Annotated in this window: 18 protein-coding genes; 1 reads left to right on the plus strand and 17 read right to left on the minus strand. The window is 61.8% G+C overall.

Annotated features, from left to right (window positions below; genetic code table 11):
• Positions 1-42: 42 nt before the first annotated feature.
• From QN370_RS02755 to QN370_RS02835, 17 genes are all read right to left on the minus strand, one after another.
• Positions 43-1,998 (minus strand): DUF3363 domain-containing protein, encoded by a 1,956-nt coding sequence (locus QN370_RS02755; RefSeq protein ID WP_322125607.1) that lies wholly within the window; start codon positions 1,996-1,998, stop codon positions 43-45.
• A 336-nt stretch (positions 1,999-2,334) separates the two neighbouring features.
• Positions 2,335-2,844, minus strand: coding sequence for a S26 family signal peptidase (locus QN370_RS02760; protein ID WP_322125608.1), 510 nt, complete (start codon positions 2,842-2,844; stop codon positions 2,335-2,337).
• Positions 2,841-3,374 carry a DUF2840 domain-containing protein gene (locus QN370_RS02765; protein ID WP_322125609.1) on the minus strand — a complete coding sequence of 178 codons (534 nt, stop codon included), beginning with the start codon at positions 3,372-3,374 and terminating at the stop codon, positions 2,841-2,843. The genes QN370_RS02760 and QN370_RS02765 overlap by 4 nt, the downstream gene beginning before the upstream one ends.
• Positions 3,371-3,616, minus strand: a complete 246-nt coding sequence (locus QN370_RS02770) for a chromosome partitioning protein ParB (RefSeq protein ID WP_322125610.1) — start codon at positions 3,614-3,616, stop codon at positions 3,371-3,373. Before QN370_RS02770 ends, QN370_RS02765 begins: the two co-directional genes overlap by 4 nt.
• Positions 3,613-4,251 carry a ParA family partition ATPase gene (gene parA / locus QN370_RS02775; RefSeq protein WP_322125611.1) on the minus strand — a complete coding sequence of 213 codons (639 nt, stop codon included), beginning with the start codon at positions 4,249-4,251 and terminating at the stop codon, positions 3,613-3,615. Before parA ends, QN370_RS02770 begins: the two co-directional genes overlap by 4 nt.
• Before the next feature lie 205 nt (positions 4,252-4,456).
• Positions 4,457-5,347 (minus strand): replication initiator protein A, encoded by an 891-nt coding sequence (locus QN370_RS02780; RefSeq protein ID WP_322125612.1) that lies wholly within the window; start codon positions 5,345-5,347, stop codon positions 4,457-4,459.
• Positions 5,348-5,369: 22 nt separating this feature from the next.
• Positions 5,370-5,663: a helix-turn-helix domain-containing protein gene (locus tag QN370_RS02785; protein WP_322125613.1), complete on the minus strand. Its 294-nt coding sequence runs from the start codon at positions 5,661-5,663 to the stop codon at positions 5,370-5,372.
• 134 nt (positions 5,664-5,797) lie between these two features.
• Positions 5,798-6,544 (minus strand): DUF7011 domain-containing protein, encoded by a 747-nt coding sequence (locus tag QN370_RS02790; protein ID WP_322125614.1) that lies wholly within the window; start codon positions 6,542-6,544, stop codon positions 5,798-5,800.
• 359 nt (positions 6,545-6,903) lie between these two features.
• Entirely contained in the window at positions 6,904-7,251 is a 348-nt protein-coding gene (locus QN370_RS02795; protein ID WP_322125615.1) for a DUF2958 domain-containing protein, read from the minus strand.
• 307 nt (positions 7,252-7,558) lie between these two features.
• Complete coding sequence (locus QN370_RS02800; RefSeq protein WP_322125616.1) at positions 7,559-7,903, minus strand: DUF2958 domain-containing protein; 345 nt, start codon at positions 7,901-7,903, stop codon at positions 7,559-7,561.
• Between the two features lie 770 nt (positions 7,904-8,673).
• The gene (locus tag QN370_RS02805; RefSeq protein ID WP_322125617.1) at positions 8,674-8,979 is read right to left on the minus strand and encodes a DUF736 domain-containing protein; all 306 of its coding nucleotides are present in this window, start codon (positions 8,977-8,979) and stop codon (positions 8,674-8,676) included.
• A 666-nt stretch (positions 8,980-9,645) separates the two neighbouring features.
• Entirely contained in the window at positions 9,646-11,640 is a 1,995-nt protein-coding gene (locus tag QN370_RS02810) for a ParB/RepB/Spo0J family partition protein (protein ID WP_322125618.1), read from the minus strand.
• A 910-nt stretch (positions 11,641-12,550) separates the two neighbouring features.
• Positions 12,551-13,378, minus strand: a complete 828-nt coding sequence (locus QN370_RS02815) for a DUF932 domain-containing protein (protein ID WP_322125619.1) — start codon at positions 13,376-13,378, stop codon at positions 12,551-12,553.
• 569 nt (positions 13,379-13,947) lie between these two features.
• The gene (radC, locus tag QN370_RS02820; protein ID WP_322125620.1) at positions 13,948-14,454 is read right to left on the minus strand and encodes a RadC family protein; all 507 of its coding nucleotides are present in this window, start codon (positions 14,452-14,454) and stop codon (positions 13,948-13,950) included.
• Positions 14,455-14,814: 360 nt separating this feature from the next.
• A complete protein-coding gene (locus QN370_RS02825) occupies positions 14,815-15,618 on the minus strand; it encodes a hypothetical protein (RefSeq protein WP_322125621.1) in 804 nt (267 codons plus the stop codon).
• 120 nt (positions 15,619-15,738) lie between these two features.
• On the minus strand, positions 15,739-17,994 hold the full coding sequence (locus QN370_RS02830; protein WP_322125622.1) for a Mov34/MPN/PAD-1 family protein: 2,256 nt from the start codon (positions 17,992-17,994) through the stop codon (positions 15,739-15,741).
• Positions 17,991-19,184, minus strand: a complete 1,194-nt coding sequence (locus tag QN370_RS02835; protein ID WP_322125623.1) for a metallohydrolase — start codon at positions 19,182-19,184, stop codon at positions 17,991-17,993. The genes QN370_RS02830 and QN370_RS02835 overlap by 4 nt, the downstream gene beginning before the upstream one ends.
• A 91-nt stretch (positions 19,185-19,275) precedes the next feature.
• On the opposite strand from QN370_RS02835, the gene QN370_RS02840 reads away from it, so the two are divergent.
• Entirely contained in the window at positions 19,276-20,178 is a 903-nt protein-coding gene (locus QN370_RS02840; RefSeq protein ID WP_322125624.1) for a WYL domain-containing protein, read from the plus strand.
• Positions 20,179-20,183 lie beyond the last annotated feature (5 nt).

Here is a 20,183-nt window from a genome sequence, read left to right on the forward strand (position 1 = left end):
GGTGCGAGCAATGGTGGCCACCATTTCATAGTGGCCCTGCGCCTACCGGCCAAGTTTTCGTCCCATATCCCAGGTGACCGATGACCCTCGGACGACTGCAGCCACTTGCTGCCCCAACCGCTGCTCAACTACCGGCCGCCACGGCACCAGGCTGAAACCCATGCCGTCGTCCAGCATCGCGAAGCGGCCGCTGGCGAGCTGGACTGAGCGGCGGTAGATGCCGTTTGCACGCTCGCCATCGCGCAGCGGGCGGTGGGCCAGCCCGGTCTCCTGCTGGATCACTTTGCCCGCAGCAGCCAATTCTTGGTTGCGCAAGGTGGATAGCAAGTTGCGCGCTAAAACCACGCGCGAGCCGCGCCGCTCGGCCAAGCCCTGCTCGACGAGGAAACCTATTCGGCCTTGCAACGCATCCCGCACCTTGACGCCGAAGCCCCGTGGCGACAGTTCTTTCGTGTCGCCCACCATTTGATGGTCCAACCATGTTGCGCCTTGGGCGCGTACTTGCTGTTCGATAGACAGGTGCGAACGCAATTCGATAGTGCCCCCTGCGGCGCGCTGCGCATCGTGCGCTTGCGTGCGTGACAAGAAGTCAGGCGGTATGCGCCAAACGCCGTCGGTCATGCGCTCCACGGCTCCAGAGCTGCGCAGCGCTTCGAGTCGGCGCACGTGGGCATCGACCGCAGTTTGCGGATCTGCGGCACCTTCCTGTCGAAGCTGCACAAGATGGTCAGCGCTGCGGTAGAGACCTTCACGCGCGATTCCGGCGATGTTGCGGTCTACCGCTCGTTCCCGTTCGGCGGGCTTCACTTCCACGATGCCACCCATCGGCAGTGCGGCCAGGTCCGCGCCAACCGGCAGGCGGACGTAGTGCGCGCGGCCGTCGATGCCATCCACCACCAGATAGCCCCGGTCATTGAGTTCGTCGGCCAGACCCTTGGCGGCGATGCGGCCCAATACTGGTGTTGTCGGCGTAGTTTCCAGTACCAACTCCCGCTGCTCGCCCCGCAAGGCCTTGTGCATCGTGCGCAGGATGTCGCCGCGCTCGCCCATCGTGGTCAATGTCTGTTGCATGTTCGGGGATAGCCGCCAGTGGTTCGCGTCAATACGCTCGGCCAGTTCCATCGCCTCCAGCCGCTGCAACCGGGCGCGCAGAACGGTTTGGTGCTGTCGGTCGTTGGGCCGCTGGGTCAGGTCTACGATATCCGCGCTGGCCTCCCGCAACAGCGTCCGGTCCAGGCTCGTCAGCCGCTCCTGCTCGACTTCACGTAGCTGCCCCTGTCGGATATCCAATTCGGTGCGCGGCCCTAGCCATTCGGTCGCCAGTTCGCTGGCGCGCATGCGCATGCCGTGCGCCATATAGTCCGGCGCAATCACCAGGTCTTGACCTTTTCCTCGACCATTCCCGGCGTGCCCGCGCAGCACGATGTGCGTATGCGGGTTATCCGTATCCCAGTGATCGACAGCCACCCAGTCCAGTTTCGTTTCCAGGTCGGTGGTCATACGTTGCATGAACTCGCGCGTGTAACCGCGCAGGTCTTCCAGTTCCCCGGCATCCTCCACCGAGACGATGAAACGGAACTGATGGCGGTCGCCTTTGCCGCGTTCCTCGAAGGCCTTGAGGTCAGCCGTGTCGGTCTCGGCGCCGTAGGCCTGACCTCGCTCTCCATCGCGCGTCACGCCGTCGCGCTCGATGTAGCGCAGGTGCGTCGATACGGAATTGGCGCCAACCTTCTTCAGCACCACAAAACGAGACTTGATGATCACCCGCCGCGCGTTGGCTCCCAGCGTGCGGCCAGCCATGCCCGACGCTACGCGGCCCCGTCCGAAGGTCGATGCGGGACGCGCTCCGCGCCCGCCCGAGGACTTCCCACCGGCCTTCGAGACCTGCTTCAGGACTTTCGACACAAAGCGCTGCGCGCGCTGGCCGCTTTGCGATCCATCCGGGCGCTTAGGTGCGCCCGGCTTGATGCGCAAACGGTCCTCGTCACGCGAGGCCATGACACCAGCTCCATCGTAGGGTGGCGTACCGCATCGAAGACGGCACGCGGGAAAGCGGGAGCCCATCCGGCTTTGTGCTCCGCGACGGCACGCTGGCTGCAAGCCACCGTGCCGTGCCAAACCCACGTGCAGACTGGCCTTGCGACACGGTACGTGCCGCCCCTTTTATCTTGCCCTCCGCCTTACCCGATCGCTGACGCGACCGGCCCCGACGGTCTGGCTGCGATTGTCTGCACGGGTGAAGCACCTCAGCCGCAGGCCGTGGTGCAAACGATGTGCAGCGAGACTGCACGAAGAATGGTGCGCAGCGCTGCACGTTCATGGCCTGTTTCATGTTCACCACGTCCATAAGGGCTGCGCGCTGCCGATCACGGCGGAGACAGCCACGGGACCGAAATACCGGCTGTCAAACGATGCCGGATTGGTTGCACTGAGCAGGAACAGCTCGCCATCGTGAAGCCCCCGACATTGTTGCCATGCCGACAGTGGACGGCCACGGCCATCTGTTGCATGGACGCTGGCCACCGCCACGCCGTCGATGCGAACGATGCGCTTCTCGATGCACACCTGCTGCGGTGACATCGCGCCGATGCGTTTGAGCAGCGGAACGTGCTCAGGCAGGTAGCCACGCTGCGCAGCCAGCGTGGCGGTGTCTGCCGGAAGCCGGACAAGCACGAAGCTGCCGACGTGCAGCGATTCGGGCGGGCCGATGCGATACCAGCCAGGCGGTACGCTGTCGCTGGGGTTGTAGACGATGCGCGCCAGTGATGTGTGCAGCGACGGCCAGGCAAGCGCAGCGATGCCTAGGCTGGTGAGCAGCCCGACTACAACGCGACGGGCGTTCATCGCAGCACCTCGCCTGCAAGGTAAGCGGCATGCCGTTCGACCGTGTAAGCCGTCAACGGCAGGCGCGCAGACAACCGGTTGCCCAATGTGCGCCAGTACGCAGGCGACACCGCTACCGGATTGATGCCAAGCGTTTCGATGGCGTCGATCTGCGGCAGGACTGACTGCACTTGCTGTTCGCCTTCGGCGTGCAGCAACAGGCGCGCACCAGGTTGGATGCCGGCGATGCGCTGCACCGCATCGAGTGGCGTGCAGGTTTGCAGCACCATGAGTTGCCAGCGCGTCGTGCCGTAGTCGTTGGACTCCCAGCGCACGCGGCAGAACAGGGCGGCAGGTAGGAACAGCGCGCAGCGCCGCCAGCGGTCCAGGCGCAGCTCACGAACGGGATGGCCGAAGCGCAGATAGAGGTTGATCCGACGTTCGACGAACGCCAGGGACACGCGCGTCAGCGGCGTGTTATTCGTGGCGTTTGAAAATACGGGAAGTGGTATGGGTGGCGCGTTGCTGGCCACCTGCGGTATTGCACTCATGATTGCTTCTCCGGGAATTCATGTTCCAGCAGACCGCGCAGCATCTCGGCCACCGTGATGCCGCGTGTAAAGGCGTCAACCTTGATGCGGGCGCGTAGCGCCGGCGTCACGTCGATGGTCAGGCGGGCCGTATAGAGATCGGCTTTGCCGATGTCCGCACCGTCGCCTTGGCGTACCCATGCATCGGCATGCGGGTCGGCAGGCGGACGGGCACCAATGGCTACCCGTTTGCTGTTCTTCATCGCCCCATCCTCAACACTTCAGCGGCGAGCGCCGCGATCTCGCGTGCGGCGACGCTGTCTGCGTCGAGTTCGCGGGCGAGTCGGCCGGCGGCCACGCTGTCGGCGAACACGATGCGTTGCCGAACCTCCGACAACAACGAAGGTAGCGGTTGATCGGCGAGCGCACCGCGTGCCTCGCGTCCGATCACTGTGGTGCTGACGCGCCGGTTGATGACGAAGGCCGCGCGCAGCGCTGGCCGAAACACCTGCGCTTCGCGGATCAACGACACCATCTCGGCGCTGGCCCACACGTCGTAAGGACTGGGTTGCACGGGAATCAGCACCAGGTCCGCCGCGAGCAGCGCGGAGCGCGCGAGGGCGGCGATCCGGGGCGGGCCATCGATCACGATGTGATCGCAGCGCTTGGCGAGTTCTGACGCCTCCTGATGCAGTGTTTCCCTGGCCAGACCGACTGCACCGAACAACCTGGGAAGATTGTTCTGGCTACGGCGCTGTGTCCAATCGAGTGCCGAACCTTGGGGATCGGCATCGATCAGGATTACTGCGCTGCCTTGCGTTGCCAGCTCACCGGCGATGTGTGTGGCGAGGGTTGTCTTGCCGACCCCGCCTTTCTGGTTCAACAGTGCGATGATCATGATGTGCTGCCTCCTGCCCGCCGACTTGTCCACAGCGCGCGGGGGCTTCTTATCGTTAGTTTTATAGATTCAAAGTTAGAACCTAAGTTAGGAAAGGCCGAAACCCGCGCTGCGCAAGGCTTTGCGACGCGTTCGCACTCCTGATAGCACGACAGCACTGCGCCTGATAGCACGAGGATTCCCACTCCCGATAGCACGAGCGTATTCACCGTTTGTCCACAGGCTTTGCACCGGCATTGAAGCTGCCACCGGGGCGCAGCGGTGCCGTGGACGGCACGGCGCGGAAGGTCAGCACCTCCGGCCCGTGCCTGGGACGCAGGACGGCGAGCGTGTAACCGGGCAAGGGTTGCCGCGCCACGATGCAACGCAGGTCGTAGGCGAAGTCGGTAAAGCGCGCCATGCTCCCGGACTTGCGGTGCAGGTGCGGGAAGTCGAAGCGCCAGCCTTCGCGCTGCCAGCCGCCGTGTTTGCGCACCAGGCGGTACAGCCAGCGCTCGATACCGCCGGTCAGGCGGAAGTAGTTGGCGTCGATGGTTAGCACCAGGCTCTCTTCGAACACACCGGCATAGAACCAGTCCGGCAGGATCAGCTCGATGCCCAGCGGCCGGCCTTGGCCGTCCGCACGTTCCTTCCATTCGTTGATCCACGAGAAGCGGTGCAGGCGCCGCGCATTGGCTTGGCGAATCGATGTGGCGACGCTGGTGGACTGCAAGCGGTCCAGCGCAGCCTTGAGGCGCTGGTAGTCGCGCAGCGACGTGCCGCGACCGATAAAGCGCAGAATCTCGTAGGGTGTGGCCGCCATGAGACGTGACGAACGCAACCCCGCATCGCGCGCCTCGACGATCTGGCTGGCGGCCCAGATCAGGATGTCGGCATCCCATATCGTCGCCAGGCCATGCTCGGCCGTGCCTTCGACCCGCACGGTCACGCTGTTGGTGCGGAAGTCGATCGGTACCGTGCGTTTGGTCTTGGCCAGTGAAAAGAATGGGTAGGCCATCAGGTCTTGCGCGTCGCGTGCCGGCAGCTCGCCGGAGAAGGCATGGAACAGTTCGAGTTGCTCGCGCTGTGGGGTGTCCCCGATGCGCCCGATGGCCATTGGTAACGGTGTCCATCGCCGATCACCGCGCGCCGGGACGGCGCGCGGTGTGTTGTTCGGCATATTCGGGGTCGGATGTCATCTCAAAGCTGCGTGCATCGGCCCAGGTTTCGAGGTCGATGACGGCGTACATTACGCGCCGACCGAATTTGCGAAAGCGCGGCCCGCCGCCGATGACGCGCTGCTTTTCCAGCGTGCGCGGCGACAGCCGCAGGAATTCGGCGGCTTCGTTGTTGGTTAGGTAACGCGCCGGCTGCTGGGCGGCGGTGGGTGTGGCTGCGGGTACGTGCTGCGGCGGTAGCGGTTCGGGTCTCATGGCATGTGCCTCCATCGGTCAAGATCGCCGACGAAGCAATCGCCGCCGGATGGAAGCAGTTTCCGGAAAGTCAGGCGTGTTGTGCAGGGACGTTTTGCGCCCCCGCGCGAACGTCCCTGTGCAGCCTTGCCGAATTAGAGTAGGCGGTGGTATCCACCATCCATGAGCGTTTGCCCGCGCCGGATCATGCGGCGGACCTGGGCGCGCAGATCGCCGTCGTCGTACCAGCGCTCCGTAACGGCGGCGATGCCGAACAACACTTCGGCCACGCCGCGCTGCGAAGCGCCGGCCAGCGTGCCATCGAGCGCCTGCAGGGTGCGCATGTGGAGCATTGACGCGCGGCCCGGTCGGCCGGTGGCGATTGCAGTGAGGTGCAGCTTTGCGGTGTCAAGCAACGCCAGCTCGGCTTCAATTACGCGCCAGCGCTCGGAGAGCTTGCAACCGGCGCGAACGGCATAGGCGTAAGCCATGCCGTCTTCCAGCGTGGGAGATATCGCCATGCGCAGCATGCGATTGACGATCTGAGTGGTCAGCACTAGGCGCTTGCCGTCGTGCATCAGGTGTTTGCGGCCGGGGAAGCGCCAAAGCTGGAACAGCAGCGCATCGGCCGTGGGATCGGCATCGGGATAGACCTGGACTACCGAGGATGGATCAGGGAACCAATCGGGGTACGCGTCGCGTGCATCGCGCGCGGGGTCTTCCAGCAGGCGCAAGCCCCAGTGAAGCGCATCGTGCTGCGGTCGGCGTCGGTGACGTTGCCAGGCGCGCCGGTATTCCGGGTTGCGCCGCAGGTATTCCCAAGCCAGCGCGGGGCCGTCCAGGTGCAGGACATACAGATATGCCGCACTGGGATGCCAGTGAATCGTGCTCAAATCTGCCATGGCGCAAACTCCTCTCGGGTAGAAGGAACTTAATCGCCATGGGGATACGGCGGGCAAGACCACGTCGGTCTTCGACCGCTACGAGTCAACAAGGTTGTCAATTGATGAGAACAAGGGGCCGTCCCATCGTCAGCCTGCGTCAGCAAACGTGCCCCGTCCGCAGATCAGCGTGCCGCCCCGCAGCAGCCGGTAAGATGGCCGACAACATGCCGGGCAATCGCACCGCACCCCGCGTAAATAGCACGCCTGTGGAGTCTCCGCAAAATAGCCCGTCTGGGCGATTCAATCTGTGCGGTGCCGCACTCAGTGCGGGTCTGTCTGGCTGTGTGATGCCGCATCGCGCTGGCAAGCAAGGACGATCAGTCGTTGATCGATCCGTCGGCCTGGGCCAGTTTGGCGTACTCAGAAAGCCGCCGCCGTGGCGTGAAATGCAAATCGCGGACAACGGCCAGGTTCTGTGGCCCGCGAATGCCTTCCAGGACGGATAAGCGCACATGGCCGAGTTCGGGCGCACCTATACCGAGGTCGATCAGGCCGAAAGCGGTGTCGCCGTCGGCGGGACTGAGTTCGGTCAAGAGCCAGGTCGCATGCGCGTCCAGGGTGAACAGCTTGACAACCGGCAGCGGGTCGCGCTTCTCGCCACGCGCGGCGGCAGCGCCGTTGTCTAGCAGTTGAACACGGTGATCGTCGGTGATGAGTGGTTTCATGGTCGCTGGCGCAAGTGGTTACGTTCAACGGAACATTAGTTTTGCGCAAACGCGCCGATGCGTCAAAGTCTGAATGGTCAAGTGTGCTTATGCGTCACATTGCCATAGCGGATTCCACCGAATCCGTGGGCACACGTATTGGCAATTACGTAAGTACGGAAACCATGATTTCCGTAGATGCGTCTTCCAGAATAGGCACGCCCACCACAAGTTCAAGCAGGAAAACCATAAATGAGCGCCAATCCTGGCCCAGAGCGAAAAATAGGCAACTAAAGGGCGCTGCCCTGCGGCAGCGCCCGTATGGCGGTTACGTCACGATACGCTCCGCGCGGCGCGCTTCTTGCGCATAGGCACTGATTGCCTTGGTGGCAACGAAGTGCAGATCCCGCTCAATCGGAAGACCAAGACGGCCGCGCACCGATTGCAACTCGGCCAGACTCACATAGCCCAGTTCCGGGAAGCCTTGCCCCAGGTCGCAGAGTCCGAAGGCATGGTCGTGGTCGTCCGGGTCGATCTCGGTGAGCAGCCAGGTCGCACTCGCGTCAGGGGTGAACAGCTTGACGACGGGCGGTGGGTCGAAGTCGCCGTTGTCGAGGGATTGCTGGCCGTTGGCCAGCAATTGCGCACGCAGTGTTTCGGTGATGAGGTTCATGATGGCAACTCCTTGAATGGACGCTCCCGATCGGAGCGCTGCGTGTCTGGCGCACGCGCATAGCGCGGCCGTCACACCCCCAACACGGGCGAAGCTGGCGCGGGCCGGGGGTTGACGGGCGTGCGGCGTGCGCCAAGCTGCGCTGCCTGTCCGGTCGGTGATGCGGCCATGTGCTACAGGATCAGTGTCGTCATGAAGGGCGGCAACGCTGCGGTGAAAAGCGATTGTCATCAGACCAGGTTCGATGGCGCATGCGGTCTTGCATGCCGATCAGGCGCAGCCTGTTCGGCGCATTGCGAGGGGTGCCAAGCACAGCGCGGCGGGGATGGGCGTCGAGCCGATCCCTGGAGGGCAAGCGTAGCGCGCAGCGACATCAGGCGCGAAGGCGTCAGCGATGGAAGCCGAAGGGCCGAGACGCCATCGGCGGCTTGATGCGCAGCACGACAGCGTGGCCCGGCATCGCCGGGGACGCACGATGGACTTCAATGCTGGCGCACAAGGATTCGTGGAACCGGAAATGTGTCGTTGCCAAAACTCATGAAAACGTAGAACCGGTTTTACGCCTCCCCGTAAAACTACAGAACCGAAAATCCGTAGAAGCGGCTTTGTGCTCAAGCACGAATACGGAAGTGCGGTTCCACACAATTCCGTACTCCGCCAATCAGCGATTCTGTGCATCAAATGAGTCGGCCCGCGCTGCGATGCGCGGGCCGCTGATGGTGAACGCAAAAACGCGCCCCGCTGCAAGAACGGGGCGCTAAGGGCGATGATCAGTCGCCCTTGCTGCGCGACCAGATCAGATTGTGCGCGCCGACCTCGCCTTCGACCAGGCGGGCATAGATGGTCGCCGGGAACGACGGGTCATCCAGGGTTGCCGACAGGTAGGGCCGCTCCGCCTTGCTGACTTTCTTCCACGCCGCGCCGATCTCGAAGTTGCCGGCGACGATGCGGTAGTCCGGGGCGTTGTCGCTCTCCTTGGTGTTGGGAACGAATTTGACCTTGACGTTGAGCGTCAGGGTGCGAACCGTGCCGGTGAAGCTGTCGTTTTGTGCGGTAAAGATGCCGATGTTTGCCATGATGATTTCCTTTCGGTGAATCAAGGTCGCGCCCATCGCGGCCTTGTCGGTGATCCAAAGGGCGAGGTACGGGCGGGCTGCACCGCAAAGCGGCCGCAACGCAGTGGAGGACCGGGAGGCGCGGCGATTTTGTTGCGTGAGGAAGGCACACCGTGCCGGGGAAAATCGTTGCGCCGGACGGTTGCAGCCATGAAGCCCGAGGCGCAGCCGCTGCCGCGCCAGGATTCACGACAAGTCAAGGCCGCCGTTGGGTGCGATCCTCACCGGAAGGCAGCATGGCTCCGGCATCTCAGCATAGGCGCTGCGCCGGCACGCACCCATTCATCATCAAGGTCATTTCCGAATCACCAAGGATGAACGCTCCCGCGCACTGGCGCGGGCTTGATCGATTGCGGTGTGGATGGTTCTGGGCAAGGTGGACGGCCTGCCGGTGAGCCGCCGTCGTTTCTGGCGACGCTGCCCGGCAGCGTCGGGGTTGGTGCGTCATTGCACAAGCGCGCGCAGCGAAGCTGTCGCACTCCGGCGTCCCGCCTGTGCGGCGGGGCGCGTTTTTGGGAATTGGTTTGGGTTGTCGGCTGTTAAAACGCGCGCGGCATACCTGCCGCGCGCGACGCGCAAAAAATACCCCGGCGGAAACTCGCCGGGGTATCTTGCTTATTCGCTTACTTATTCACTTGCTGACTCGTCCGTCTCAGCATCCGGGAGCGTTTCTGCTGGTGCCTCCTGTACCGCTGCCCGCAACATCACCGGCAACCAACCCGTGCCCACCGCCAGCCGTTCCGCTTCGCTGGCCAAGTCGTTTTTCTTGAGCTTGGCGAGCCGCGCCACATGCTCCGGCGCGAAAACCTGCACGGCCTCGATGGTTTTGGCCTTTGATACATGGACGAAGTAGCCTTCGGCGGTCGGTGTCCACCATGGGTGCATGTCGAGGCCTACCGCCTGCGCCAATGCCGTTGCAGGCAATGTATCTTCGCGTGGCGTCACCGCGCCCACCGTCGCAGCCACGCATACCGCCAGCAGCGACAGCAGTTCAGGCTGGGGCAGCGCCAGCAGTTCAGCGAACAGTGCGTCCGGGTCACTGGGTAGCCGTGCCGCCCACGCCTGCCGCACTTCCCGCAAGCCGATCAGGGCGGGCGACTGCGCCACGTCCGGCGCAAATGTATCAAGTCCATCTTGCGGCGAAGCGCTGATGTTGATCGGCGAATCGTCCGAGCGGTAGCCATCGACCACCACACGCAACGCGAGGCGATGCACCACGGCCACCAGTGCCACCTGTGGATGGCGGGCGACTTCCGCTTGCAGCGCCGCCGTGCGGTGTGCGCTCAAGCGCCGCGCCAGCTTTTCGGAAATGTTCGGCGTGGTCGGTTGCTGCGCCTCGCCTTCGCTATCACCACCAGCTTGCATGCCTTGCCGTTCCTGCGCCCGCAATGCCTTGGCCTCGGCCTCACGCAACAGGCCGCGATGGATGGCGATTTCGCCCGCATGATCGATAGCCACGATAGCCCCGGCCATCGTCAGCACCTCGGGTGCAAACGCCAACAGCGATTGCTCGATGATGTCGAGTTCCGCGCCAAGTTTGTCGCTTTCCTCGTAGAGGGCAGATGCTTCTTCTTCCGCGATGTCCTCGGCATCGTCGGCATTCAGCTTGTCGTCGATGGCCTGTTGCCGCGATTGCAGCTTGGCGATGCGCTTAGCCTCGCTCTTGTTCGGCGTGCGCCGGTCACGGCGGGCACGCTGGAAGCCGTGCATTTCCGCCGATGTGATGCGCGGCACCGTTTCGACCCATGCCCAACCCTCCGCACGGGCACTGTCCGCAGCGGCTGCAAGTTTGTCTCGCGCCAAGGTATCCAGCAATGCCGCATCGGAAAGAAACACGCCCCGTGTATCGTCCGAGAAAAGGTCGCGCCGCACACCACCGCCTGCGGCCTCGTAAGCGTCGATGCCGACGAATTTCGCCAGCGCATCACGCGTGGCGTCGATTTCGCGTTCGGTCAGGTGTTCGCGCAGCGCCTGCGCGCTACGCTGCCACTGCGGCGCGTCATAGAACGCTGCCTCCTGTGCGCCGTGGTCGTCGGTGATGGCGAGCGCCATCAACTGGTCGAGTGTGACAGTATCGGCGCGATAGTCGGCCAGCAGACGCGGCGAGACATTCGCCAGCTTCAAACGGCGCTGCACCACAAGCGGTGTCACACCAAAATCAGCGGCAATATCTTCGACAGGCCGACCTTCGGCCACCAACGCGGCGAACGCCTCGAACTGCTCGCCGGGGTGCATGGCTTCGCGCTGCACGTTCTCGGTCAGGCTCACGGTACGTGCCGACGCATCCGGCACCAGTAGGCAAGGCACTTCATGGGTCTTGGCAAGCTTGCGCCGCTTCGCCAGCAGCTTCAACGCAGCCAGACGCCGCTTGCCTGCGACCACTTCGTAATGCTCACCATCGCTTGATGCGGTGACAGTGAGATTTTGCAGCAGACCGACGCGGGCAATGCTTGATGCAAGCTCGGGAATCGACGCGCCGCCGCTCTTGCGCACATTGCGGCTCGAAGGCCGCAACTGCGACAGCGGAATCAGCAGCAGGTCGTATGCCGCAATGGTAGCGGCGGCAGGGGTAAAAACTGCCGCATGCAGTGCTTGGGTTTCTTGGTGGGTAATGGTGTTCATGGTGATAGCTCCTATCCCTCGCGGGACGTTGAAAAAAATGGATGTAGAAAAATTCGTTGTCGATTTCACGGTGTCGATGTCTGCATGCGCTGCCTCCTGTGGTTTTCAAAACTGACCGGATTCCAAGATTCGGAGCCCGGTGTTGGCTTTGGTTGGTTCGGCGCAGAGACCTGGGTCGGTCCCTGTTTGCCGCCGTCTTTCCTGAGTTCATCGCCCGCGAAAAACCGGGCCAGCAAGGGCGTGGCTGTCAAGGATGAAGCGCAGGGTTGGCGCGGCCCGCAGCCGTAGGCGAGGACTCGGCCCTGCGCGCCTTGACTGCCAGGCACTGCGGGCTACGGTCGCGGGAAAAAGCGATGGACTTGGGGAAAGACGAACAGCGGCCGATGGGCCAGGGGCTGCGCTGAAACCAACGCCGCGCGGCAAGCGCCACTGCGTGCCAAAGGCACGCCTAGATGGATGGTTGACCGATCAGGTGCCACCTGTTCGGCGGCATTGCAGGGGCGCCAAACACAGTGCGGCGGGGATGGGCTGCACAGCCGATCCCCTGGAGGGCAAACGCAGTGCGCAGGCGTCAGCCGACCCCAGGGAGGGAACGATGGAAGCCCGAGAGGGGCGAGACGCTATGGCGGCTCGATGCCACGCACGACAGCGCGGCCCGGCCATGCCGGGAGACGCAAAGACAATTCAGGCAGGATTGCCGAACTACCCAATGCGAAGCATCTGGCACCTAGCGGTTGGTTCTCCATGCCAACGATGGCGAATACCTGCAGCCATCGAGTGGTCGCGTAGCGACCGCCGCCGCCGCGCGCCCAGACGGAACGGATGGGCGCGCGGCGGCCTGGCCGTCCGCCGTTGCCCCGTGTGCCTCCAATGTCGAGGGGGCATTGCGCCCCCTCGTTGATTCAGCCGGTCAAGCCTTGAGCCGCTTCATGCCTTCGGCCAGCATCCACAAAGCCCGGTTGATCTTGACGTTCTGGTCAATGCCTTGGATGGGCCGGGTGCTGTGCTTGCGTCCGGTGGCGGTGCGTCCGTGCAACCCGCCTTGCGTCAAATTCTCCTGTACGCGGTTATAAGCGCTCCACAAGTCGGGCCGGTCATCATCGCGGCGGCGCGGCGTCAATAGCTGCGATTCGGTGATGGGCGCGGGCGTGGTCGGGTCGTCGTACTTGAGAGACAGCGCCGCATGGGCAAACACTTCTGCTTCGCCCCGGTCTAGCGTAATGGCGCGCATTTCGTCGCGGCGTTCGCGCACAAGGTCGAATCCATCCAGCACGTCAAACGCACCTTCGATCACTTGCCCGACCACATCGCCTTTATGCGGAATGCGCAAATCGGCCACGGTATCGCCGCACACCAATCCGTTTTTGCAGACGAAGCGGAACATGCCCGCCAACATTTGGTAGCTGCTGGTGCCATCGTGCGAGTTCAGCAAAATGATTTCGTTGGCCTCCGCGCCATTGATCTGGTCGGCATGGCGCAGCCGCACCATATGCTTGGTATGCTCGCGCTTGCCTTCATCGCGTACACGGGTCTGGCAAACCATAAAGGGCTGGAATCCTTCCTTGCGCAGTTCGGACAACACCGCGCCGGTTGCTATGTAGCGGTAACGATCAGAGCGGCTTTCGTGCTTGTCCTCGGCAAAGATGGACGGCGCCACGGTGCGGATTTGGTCATCCGACAGCGGATGATCGGCGCGCAGCACGGGGGAGCGGGAAGCGAAACGGGAACTGAGTTGCATGGTCTTTCTCCTGTGATTGAAGCTGTGGTTTCAAAGCTGACCGGATTCCAAGATTTGGAGCCCGTTGTGGCTTTGGTTGGTTCGGCGCAGAGACCTGGGCCGGTCCCTGTTTGCCGCCGTCTTTCCTGAGTTCATCGCCCGCGAAAAACCGGGTCTGCGAGGGATTGGCCGTCAAGGACGAAGCGCAGGGTTGGTGCGGCCCGCAGTGCAGCGAGGACTCGGCCCTGCGCGCCTTGACGGCCAGGCACCGCAGGCTAAGGTCGCGGGAGAAAGCGATGAACTTGGGGAAAGACGAACAGCGGTCGATGGGCCAGGGGATGCGCTGAAACCAACGCCGCGCGGCGAGCGCCCCTGCGTGCAGCAAGCACGCCTGACTGGAAGTGGGCAAAGCGCGTGGCGCGCAATCGACGTTGTGTGCTGGCCGATCAGGCGCAGCCTGTTCGGCGGTCCTGTGGGGCGCCAAGCCTGCGCGGCGGGGTGGGCGTCAGCCGACCCCTGGAGGCAAGCGCAGCGCGCAGCCGTTCTGCACGTCAAGGACGCAGCAAAAAAGGGGGCGATGCCCCCTCGGGCTACAACAGCCCGCGTTCCGCCATAGACAGGATGTCGCCACCAGCGACGATCAAGTGATCCAGCACGCGCACGTCCACCAGCGCCAGTGCCGACTTCAGTGCCTGCGTGAGCATCTCGTCGGCGCGCGACGGTTGGGTTGAACCGCTCGGATGGTTATGCACCAGCAGTAACGCAGCGCTGTTCCTGGCCAGGGACTCCTTGACCACCTCGCGCGGATACACCGATGTCTGGCTCACCGTACCGCGAAACATCTCGACGTATTCGATGACACGGTTCTGTGCATCCAGATGGATGACGGCGAACACCTCGTGCTCCAGCGCGCCCAGCTTCACCCGCAGGAAGTCGCGCACCACCTGCGGCGAGTTCAGGACTTCGCAGTCGCGCATTTGTCCTGCGAGTACACGCTGCGCCGCCTGCAACACCTCGTCGGCGTTGGCAGGACGGTAGTCGCCCGTAACATCGCGAACGAGAAGGGAAGAATTGAGAGAATGAGTAAGTTGCAACATGATCGTGCTCCAGTCCGAATCGGGCGGAATTGCCTGGAACCGAAGGAACACGCCGCAGCGCAAGCAGTCAGGGGTCGAAGACGGCCGCATGGACGCCAGCGTGCAGGGCACGCGCAGCCCTTGACGGCGAGAACGGCGTGGTACATTGAACGGAACAGCAAGACCACCCCACACACTCCACCGCCTTAACGGCAAGCGGCGCGCGCAGGCCCAAAGGGCCGGAGGCGTCAGGGATCAATGCCGAATGGCCGTGACTCGGCACGAGGCGCGGGGCAACGCCCGCGAGCCCGACGGCGGCAACGCCGGGACGCGTGAAATCAAATATCAATATTTACGCTACTGCAAATATGACCTCGGTACCTACCCTCGCTTTTCCGTATCGAACGCGTACCAACCATTGTCGAAAACTGTGATCTGTATCCAGCCGTCGCGCCGCGTCGTGAGCACGTGTCTCCTCTTGTTGGTCGTTCTGACAGGTATCCCGCGCCCTATCACCGCGCGGTAGTCTGGCACCGTCTGTTGAGTCTCATGTTCAATGGGCTTATCTGAAATGATCACAGCATCGGGGCGGCAGTAGTTGAATAGTTCAGGACAGAAACCGTTCTCGCGCCCGTGATGAGATGCCACGAGGAAGTCAAGGTTGTGCAGCTCGGCGCAAAAATCTGGACGCTGCAGCAATGCCCTCCAGCCAGGCTTCTCCAAGTCGCCGGGAAATAGTATCTTCACACCTGCGTACTGAATGAAGATCACCAGGCTGAGATCGTTCGTGCTCTGGAAAGCAGGATAGTTGTTCCAAAAGGTGGTCGCTGTGATGCCGCCCATGTAGGCGTTGAATGGTTCGGTCACGGGCTGGTTGTAGACCTCGCAGGCAGACGTGTACCGCTGCGCATCGTTGGTGAGCGGCCCGCTCTGCCGCTTGAGTCGTCTCATATCTTCGCCGGTGTAGCTGGGGTTGCGGAGCAGCGTCGTCACCGCGATATTCTGGTCCCGTAACCCTTGCAAGTCGTCCATGTGATCCTGGTCAGCATTCGTGATGAACAAGTAGTCCAGCGTTGAGCGCCCCAAACCGTTGCGAATGCAGTTGCTGGGATTCCAGCCAACCGTGCTTCCCGAATCAATCATCGCGATGCGGCCATCGCGACCGTCATGGTGGTGGGTCAGCATGGCGCACGCGCCGTGGGCGACATCCCAGATTCGCAGAACCATCTGACCAGGCATAGCTCCTCCTTCTTTAAACTTGGTTTTTGCGCAGGTGCGGCGAAGTGTTGGCTATCCCGCTCTTCGTTACCACCGGTCTACGGCGCAGGTGAATCCCGTGGGCGTCCAGACCAGCGATACCGCCGGCAGGCCGCCGGCGTTCTCTGCGATGTTGCGCAACGTCTCACGGTCGATGCCCGAATGAGGCCCGCCTTGTGGGTGGCTGTGCCAGGTTCCGATGAAGGCGAGATAGCCAACAGAATTTCCATGCGCCTCGCGCAAACCATGGACCAAACCATCTGTGCCGAGAACGAAACGCGCAGGCTCCCTGATGCTGTCCGGCGGCGCGTTGACAATGCCAGCGATGGTGATGGTGCGATTCTCGTGAGAGATTCGACCAAGTAAGGCGCCTCCGGTTTCCTTCGGACTCCAGTGGATGGCATCAGCGTGGATGGCTTGAACCACTGGATGCAATACACGAATCTTCCAGCCTCCGTCGTCTACCACGTCCAGCACGGTAGTGGGACCGAGTGCCGTACTGATCCAAGACATTCCAACGCCCGAAGCGTCGACGACACCGACACAAAGCCTGGCCTCCACCGGAAGGCCGTCCACCAGCCAACGTTCCAGTTGCAGGCCCACCATCGCTGCCGCGCGCGAAACGGTGGCGTCGGACATTGGCGCCGTCAGCGAACGGCAGTTGTCCCCGACAAATACGCGTGTGGGGTCGGAACCGTCCCCAGCTACGCCCGCCCGAAGCGCAATCTCGTGTCGGCAGTGTTCGAACAGGAAGGCGGTCAGGTCATCGACACGGCCTGAGCGGCTACATCCCTCCAGCAGAACCACGGCACAGCGTCCCTGGCCATACAGCGCCACGCGCGCCAAGCGCGCGGCGGATTCGTTCATTGCAACCGATAACGTTTCTGATGCAAGTACCTTGAGCGATGCCGTCGCATCTACGATCAGCGCGCCATCCTGGGGAACTGCTCTGCTGAACTGAACAGGATCGGCAAAGACAGCAACCGCATCCACATCGAAGGCGCGTGTCTGGACATGCGACAAGGCCTCGAACGCTGTCTTCATCAGCGTCACCTTGCATGGGGGCGCTAGGACCGAAATAGGCTCGACAAGTGCGTGTCGTGCCGCGTTGTGAGGTGACATAGATTCGTTGTCGACAAACGTCATCGCGCCGAACCCAGCACGTCCGAGGTGTAACGCGATCTTCGAACCGAGGCTTCCGCAGCCGAGTATCACCAGCGGCTTCGAAGTGTCCGCGGATGCCAGGCCGGATGTTCGGGCCAATAGCTGGGGCGAAAGCGCATGCGCGTGAAAAGCAGGATGTACCGTCGCCTTATGTTCGAAGGGCGTTTGTGCGGAGTATTCATAGCGAACAACATATGGCAGCACCTCGGTGCTCCTGCCGGGTGAGCCGACAAGCGACACTGGTCGCTGCACAACAAGGACCACGATCGCATACAAGCCATGTGTCCATGTCCGTGGATCTTGCTGCATATCCAAAATGGAACGGCTGTAATAGCTATCCAGACCCTGCGCCAGTGAGGTCCGGTCGATACCCAGTTCGGCCGTCCGCTCAAGAAGCGTGTTGATATCAACGACTGTCTCCGGTTGATAGTGTCCGACTATGTGAGGCTGGCCCCGCACTACTGGCGCACGACAAATGAAAGCTGACGCGTGACCGCGACCCCATTTTCCCAACTGGTCATCATGGACCACTTGATCGAAGACGGGATCGATCTGTGCGGTTAGCTCGGTGTTGAGGATCGCGTACAAGCCGCCGTCCATTGTTACGTAGCCCGCGTTGACTAACAAGATGGAGCCGTCGGCAGGCGCTGAGGCTGCGACACGTTCCGCGCTGAATACAACGTTTGATGGGCAACTGTCGCGGCGCGTAGGCTCCCATCCCTGCTCCAGATCGATCAGCGTACCAGCCGCTGCCTGGTGCAGCCAATTGATCAATTGATCGACGATGGCGTCCAGACCAAACCGATGCAGCAACTCGTCCAGTGATCCCTCAAACAGGCACGGCGAAACAAGCTGCCCAGCCCGATGAGGGTTGATGTGCGGCAGGTTGAGCGGAAAATCCTTGCGCAGGAAGACGCGCGGTGCCGAGAGGGGGCAGTCATTGTCGAAAAATAGCGAACAGGTCTCGATGGCACGAACGCCCGTGGCGGATACGCCGTCCTGGCGGCATCTGCTCGGCAATTCGACTTCTACGTCAACTTCGATCACCGTGGCCGTGCCCGACGAGCACGGCTCACTGACTCGGGCGAGTCCCCGGTGCCGATTTAGTTGATGGATAGCGTCGGCAACGGCACCTGTCATCGCGTTCCGTGCGGCATTGGCGTGCGCGCCGAAGTGATCACAGCGGCAGCCTTCGACCCGGTTTCTTTTTTGGAAGGAGGCTGAACACCCTGGGAGGTCACGGTGAAAACGAGCGGCTCCACCGCCTTGGCGTTAGGGTATTCGCCCGTGCAGTAAAACGCGCCTTTCGCGTCGTTCACGATCGCCACATACTCGCGCTTCGCACGGATACACGGCGGATCGCTATCGTCGTCGGCAATCGGTTTGCAACTTGCCACCACGATCGCTCCATTTCGGGTTTGCGATAGCGCACTTCGAGCATCCGCGTCGATCTGAACTTTCTCGCCAAGTTTGGACCAACTGTCATAGGAAAGCGAATGCCAGGAGCAATGGTGCGGCGCCTGCATGAGATCGTACTCAAGCACCTCTGGTTCGTCCTTGTGGCGTGCCCACTGGCGATTCCAAATGAATACTTCGGCATCGCCGCCTGTCAGGAATTTCGCGCCGTCGGGGGTCTGCGCATCGGCGGCAAGTGTGATATTCATAATCACGCTAGATTGATTTTTGACGAGACACTCTTCCTCTTCTTCATCGTCTTGCGCATCCAGCGGGGCCAAGAGGTAGGCCGAGAAGAATGCGGACTGCTTACCGTTGATCGTTGAAAAACTTTCATCCACTTTCTTCAAGATAGGGCTCAGGTCATCGGTCTTGCCGTCGATGTCTTCACCCATGATCAGAATGCGGTCGCCATCGCCCACCGCGAAGCTCTTGTCACGGTTCATCTTGACGCGCCGCCGCGCCTCCGAACTAAACGCGGTAGCGTCGGCACCCAACGTGTGCGTTTTGCTCGCGCGGCGAAAGACAATGGGTGAAGACCAGACCTCACGAATCACGATCTTTTTGCCCTTGTAGTCTTTCTTGTCATCCGGGTAGTCGCCGAGCGGCCCAAGATGGAAGTGCTGCGTCAAACCCCGACAATGGTCCTGGTCCGGATGACTCAACAAGAAGGCATCGACATAGGGCCGGCCGTTCACATCTTTCTTCAGCCGGTCCCGCAGGTCTTTGGCCACATCGCGCGCCTCGCCGTCGGGGTCGTCGGCGTCCTGTCGGATGTTTACGTCGATCAGCAACGTCGTGGCATCGGTATCGCCGAACTTGATGAGGGTCATGTCGCCGTTGTCGACAGGGAAGAAGGTGAGGGTGGTAGGCATAAGTATTTCCAGTAGACGGCCAAAGAATTATCGCGTATATTTAATATACGCTTATTTTTTAGATCAGTCTACTTTTTATATCCATAAACTCATGCAAGAGAAACCCACTACCGACCTTGACCTTATTGTTCCTAAAGGAACGACCTGGGGCCTAGAACGTCGGCTCCAGTTCATCGACTTTCGTCTGCGCTGGGAGAGGCGTATTAACCGAATAGATCTGACTGAATATTTTGGCCTGTCGATTCCACAAGCCTCACTCGACATAGCCAAGTACACCGAGCTGGCGCCGACAAACTTGGCCTATGATAAAAGCTCGAAAACCTATGTCGCAACGCAAGACTTCCGTGCGCTCTATCAGAGTAGCGCGGCGCGGCGCTATTTGTCGGAGTTACTTGCGACGAAGACAGGCATCATGGAGCCAGCTACTAGCTTCATCGGATCGCCTCCCGAGATTGACTGGGCGCCTTCGCCATGGCGCACGATCAACGAGCAGACGGTGGAGGCACTGGTCAAAGCGATACGGGAAAAGGTGGCCGTCCGCGTCAGTTACCAGTCGATGACTTCCTTGGATGAGTCCGAACGCCTGCTCTCGCCGCATGCACTAGGCAACGACGGCTTTCGTTGGCATGTGCGGGCCTATTGTCACAAGCGTCAGCGCTTCAGCGATTTTGTGCTCGCTCGCATCCTCAATATAGTGGGATTTGAGTCAAGCGATGCAGATCCTAGTATGGACTCGCAATGGCAGACGGTGCTGACACTGGTACTTGCGCCGCATCCGGATTTGCCGCCTGCTAAGAAGCGGGTTCTGGAATTGGACTACGGCATGGAAGAAGGGCAGGTACTACTTCCGTGTCGGCAGGCTTTTCTGTACTACACGCTCAGGCGCCTCGGTCTACAAACCAACGAGGCTCCAGACCCTCTCGCACAGCAGATCACTCTGAAAAACCGCGCCGCAATTCAGCCTTACATCGATGCTTTGACGGCCCAAACCTAATCCAC

Origin of the sequence: Actimicrobium sp. CCI2.3 (genome assembly GCF_035019065.1) — a bacterium.
In the GTDB taxonomy this organism is placed as follows: Bacteria; Pseudomonadota; Gammaproteobacteria; order Burkholderiales; family Burkholderiaceae_D; genus Actimicrobium.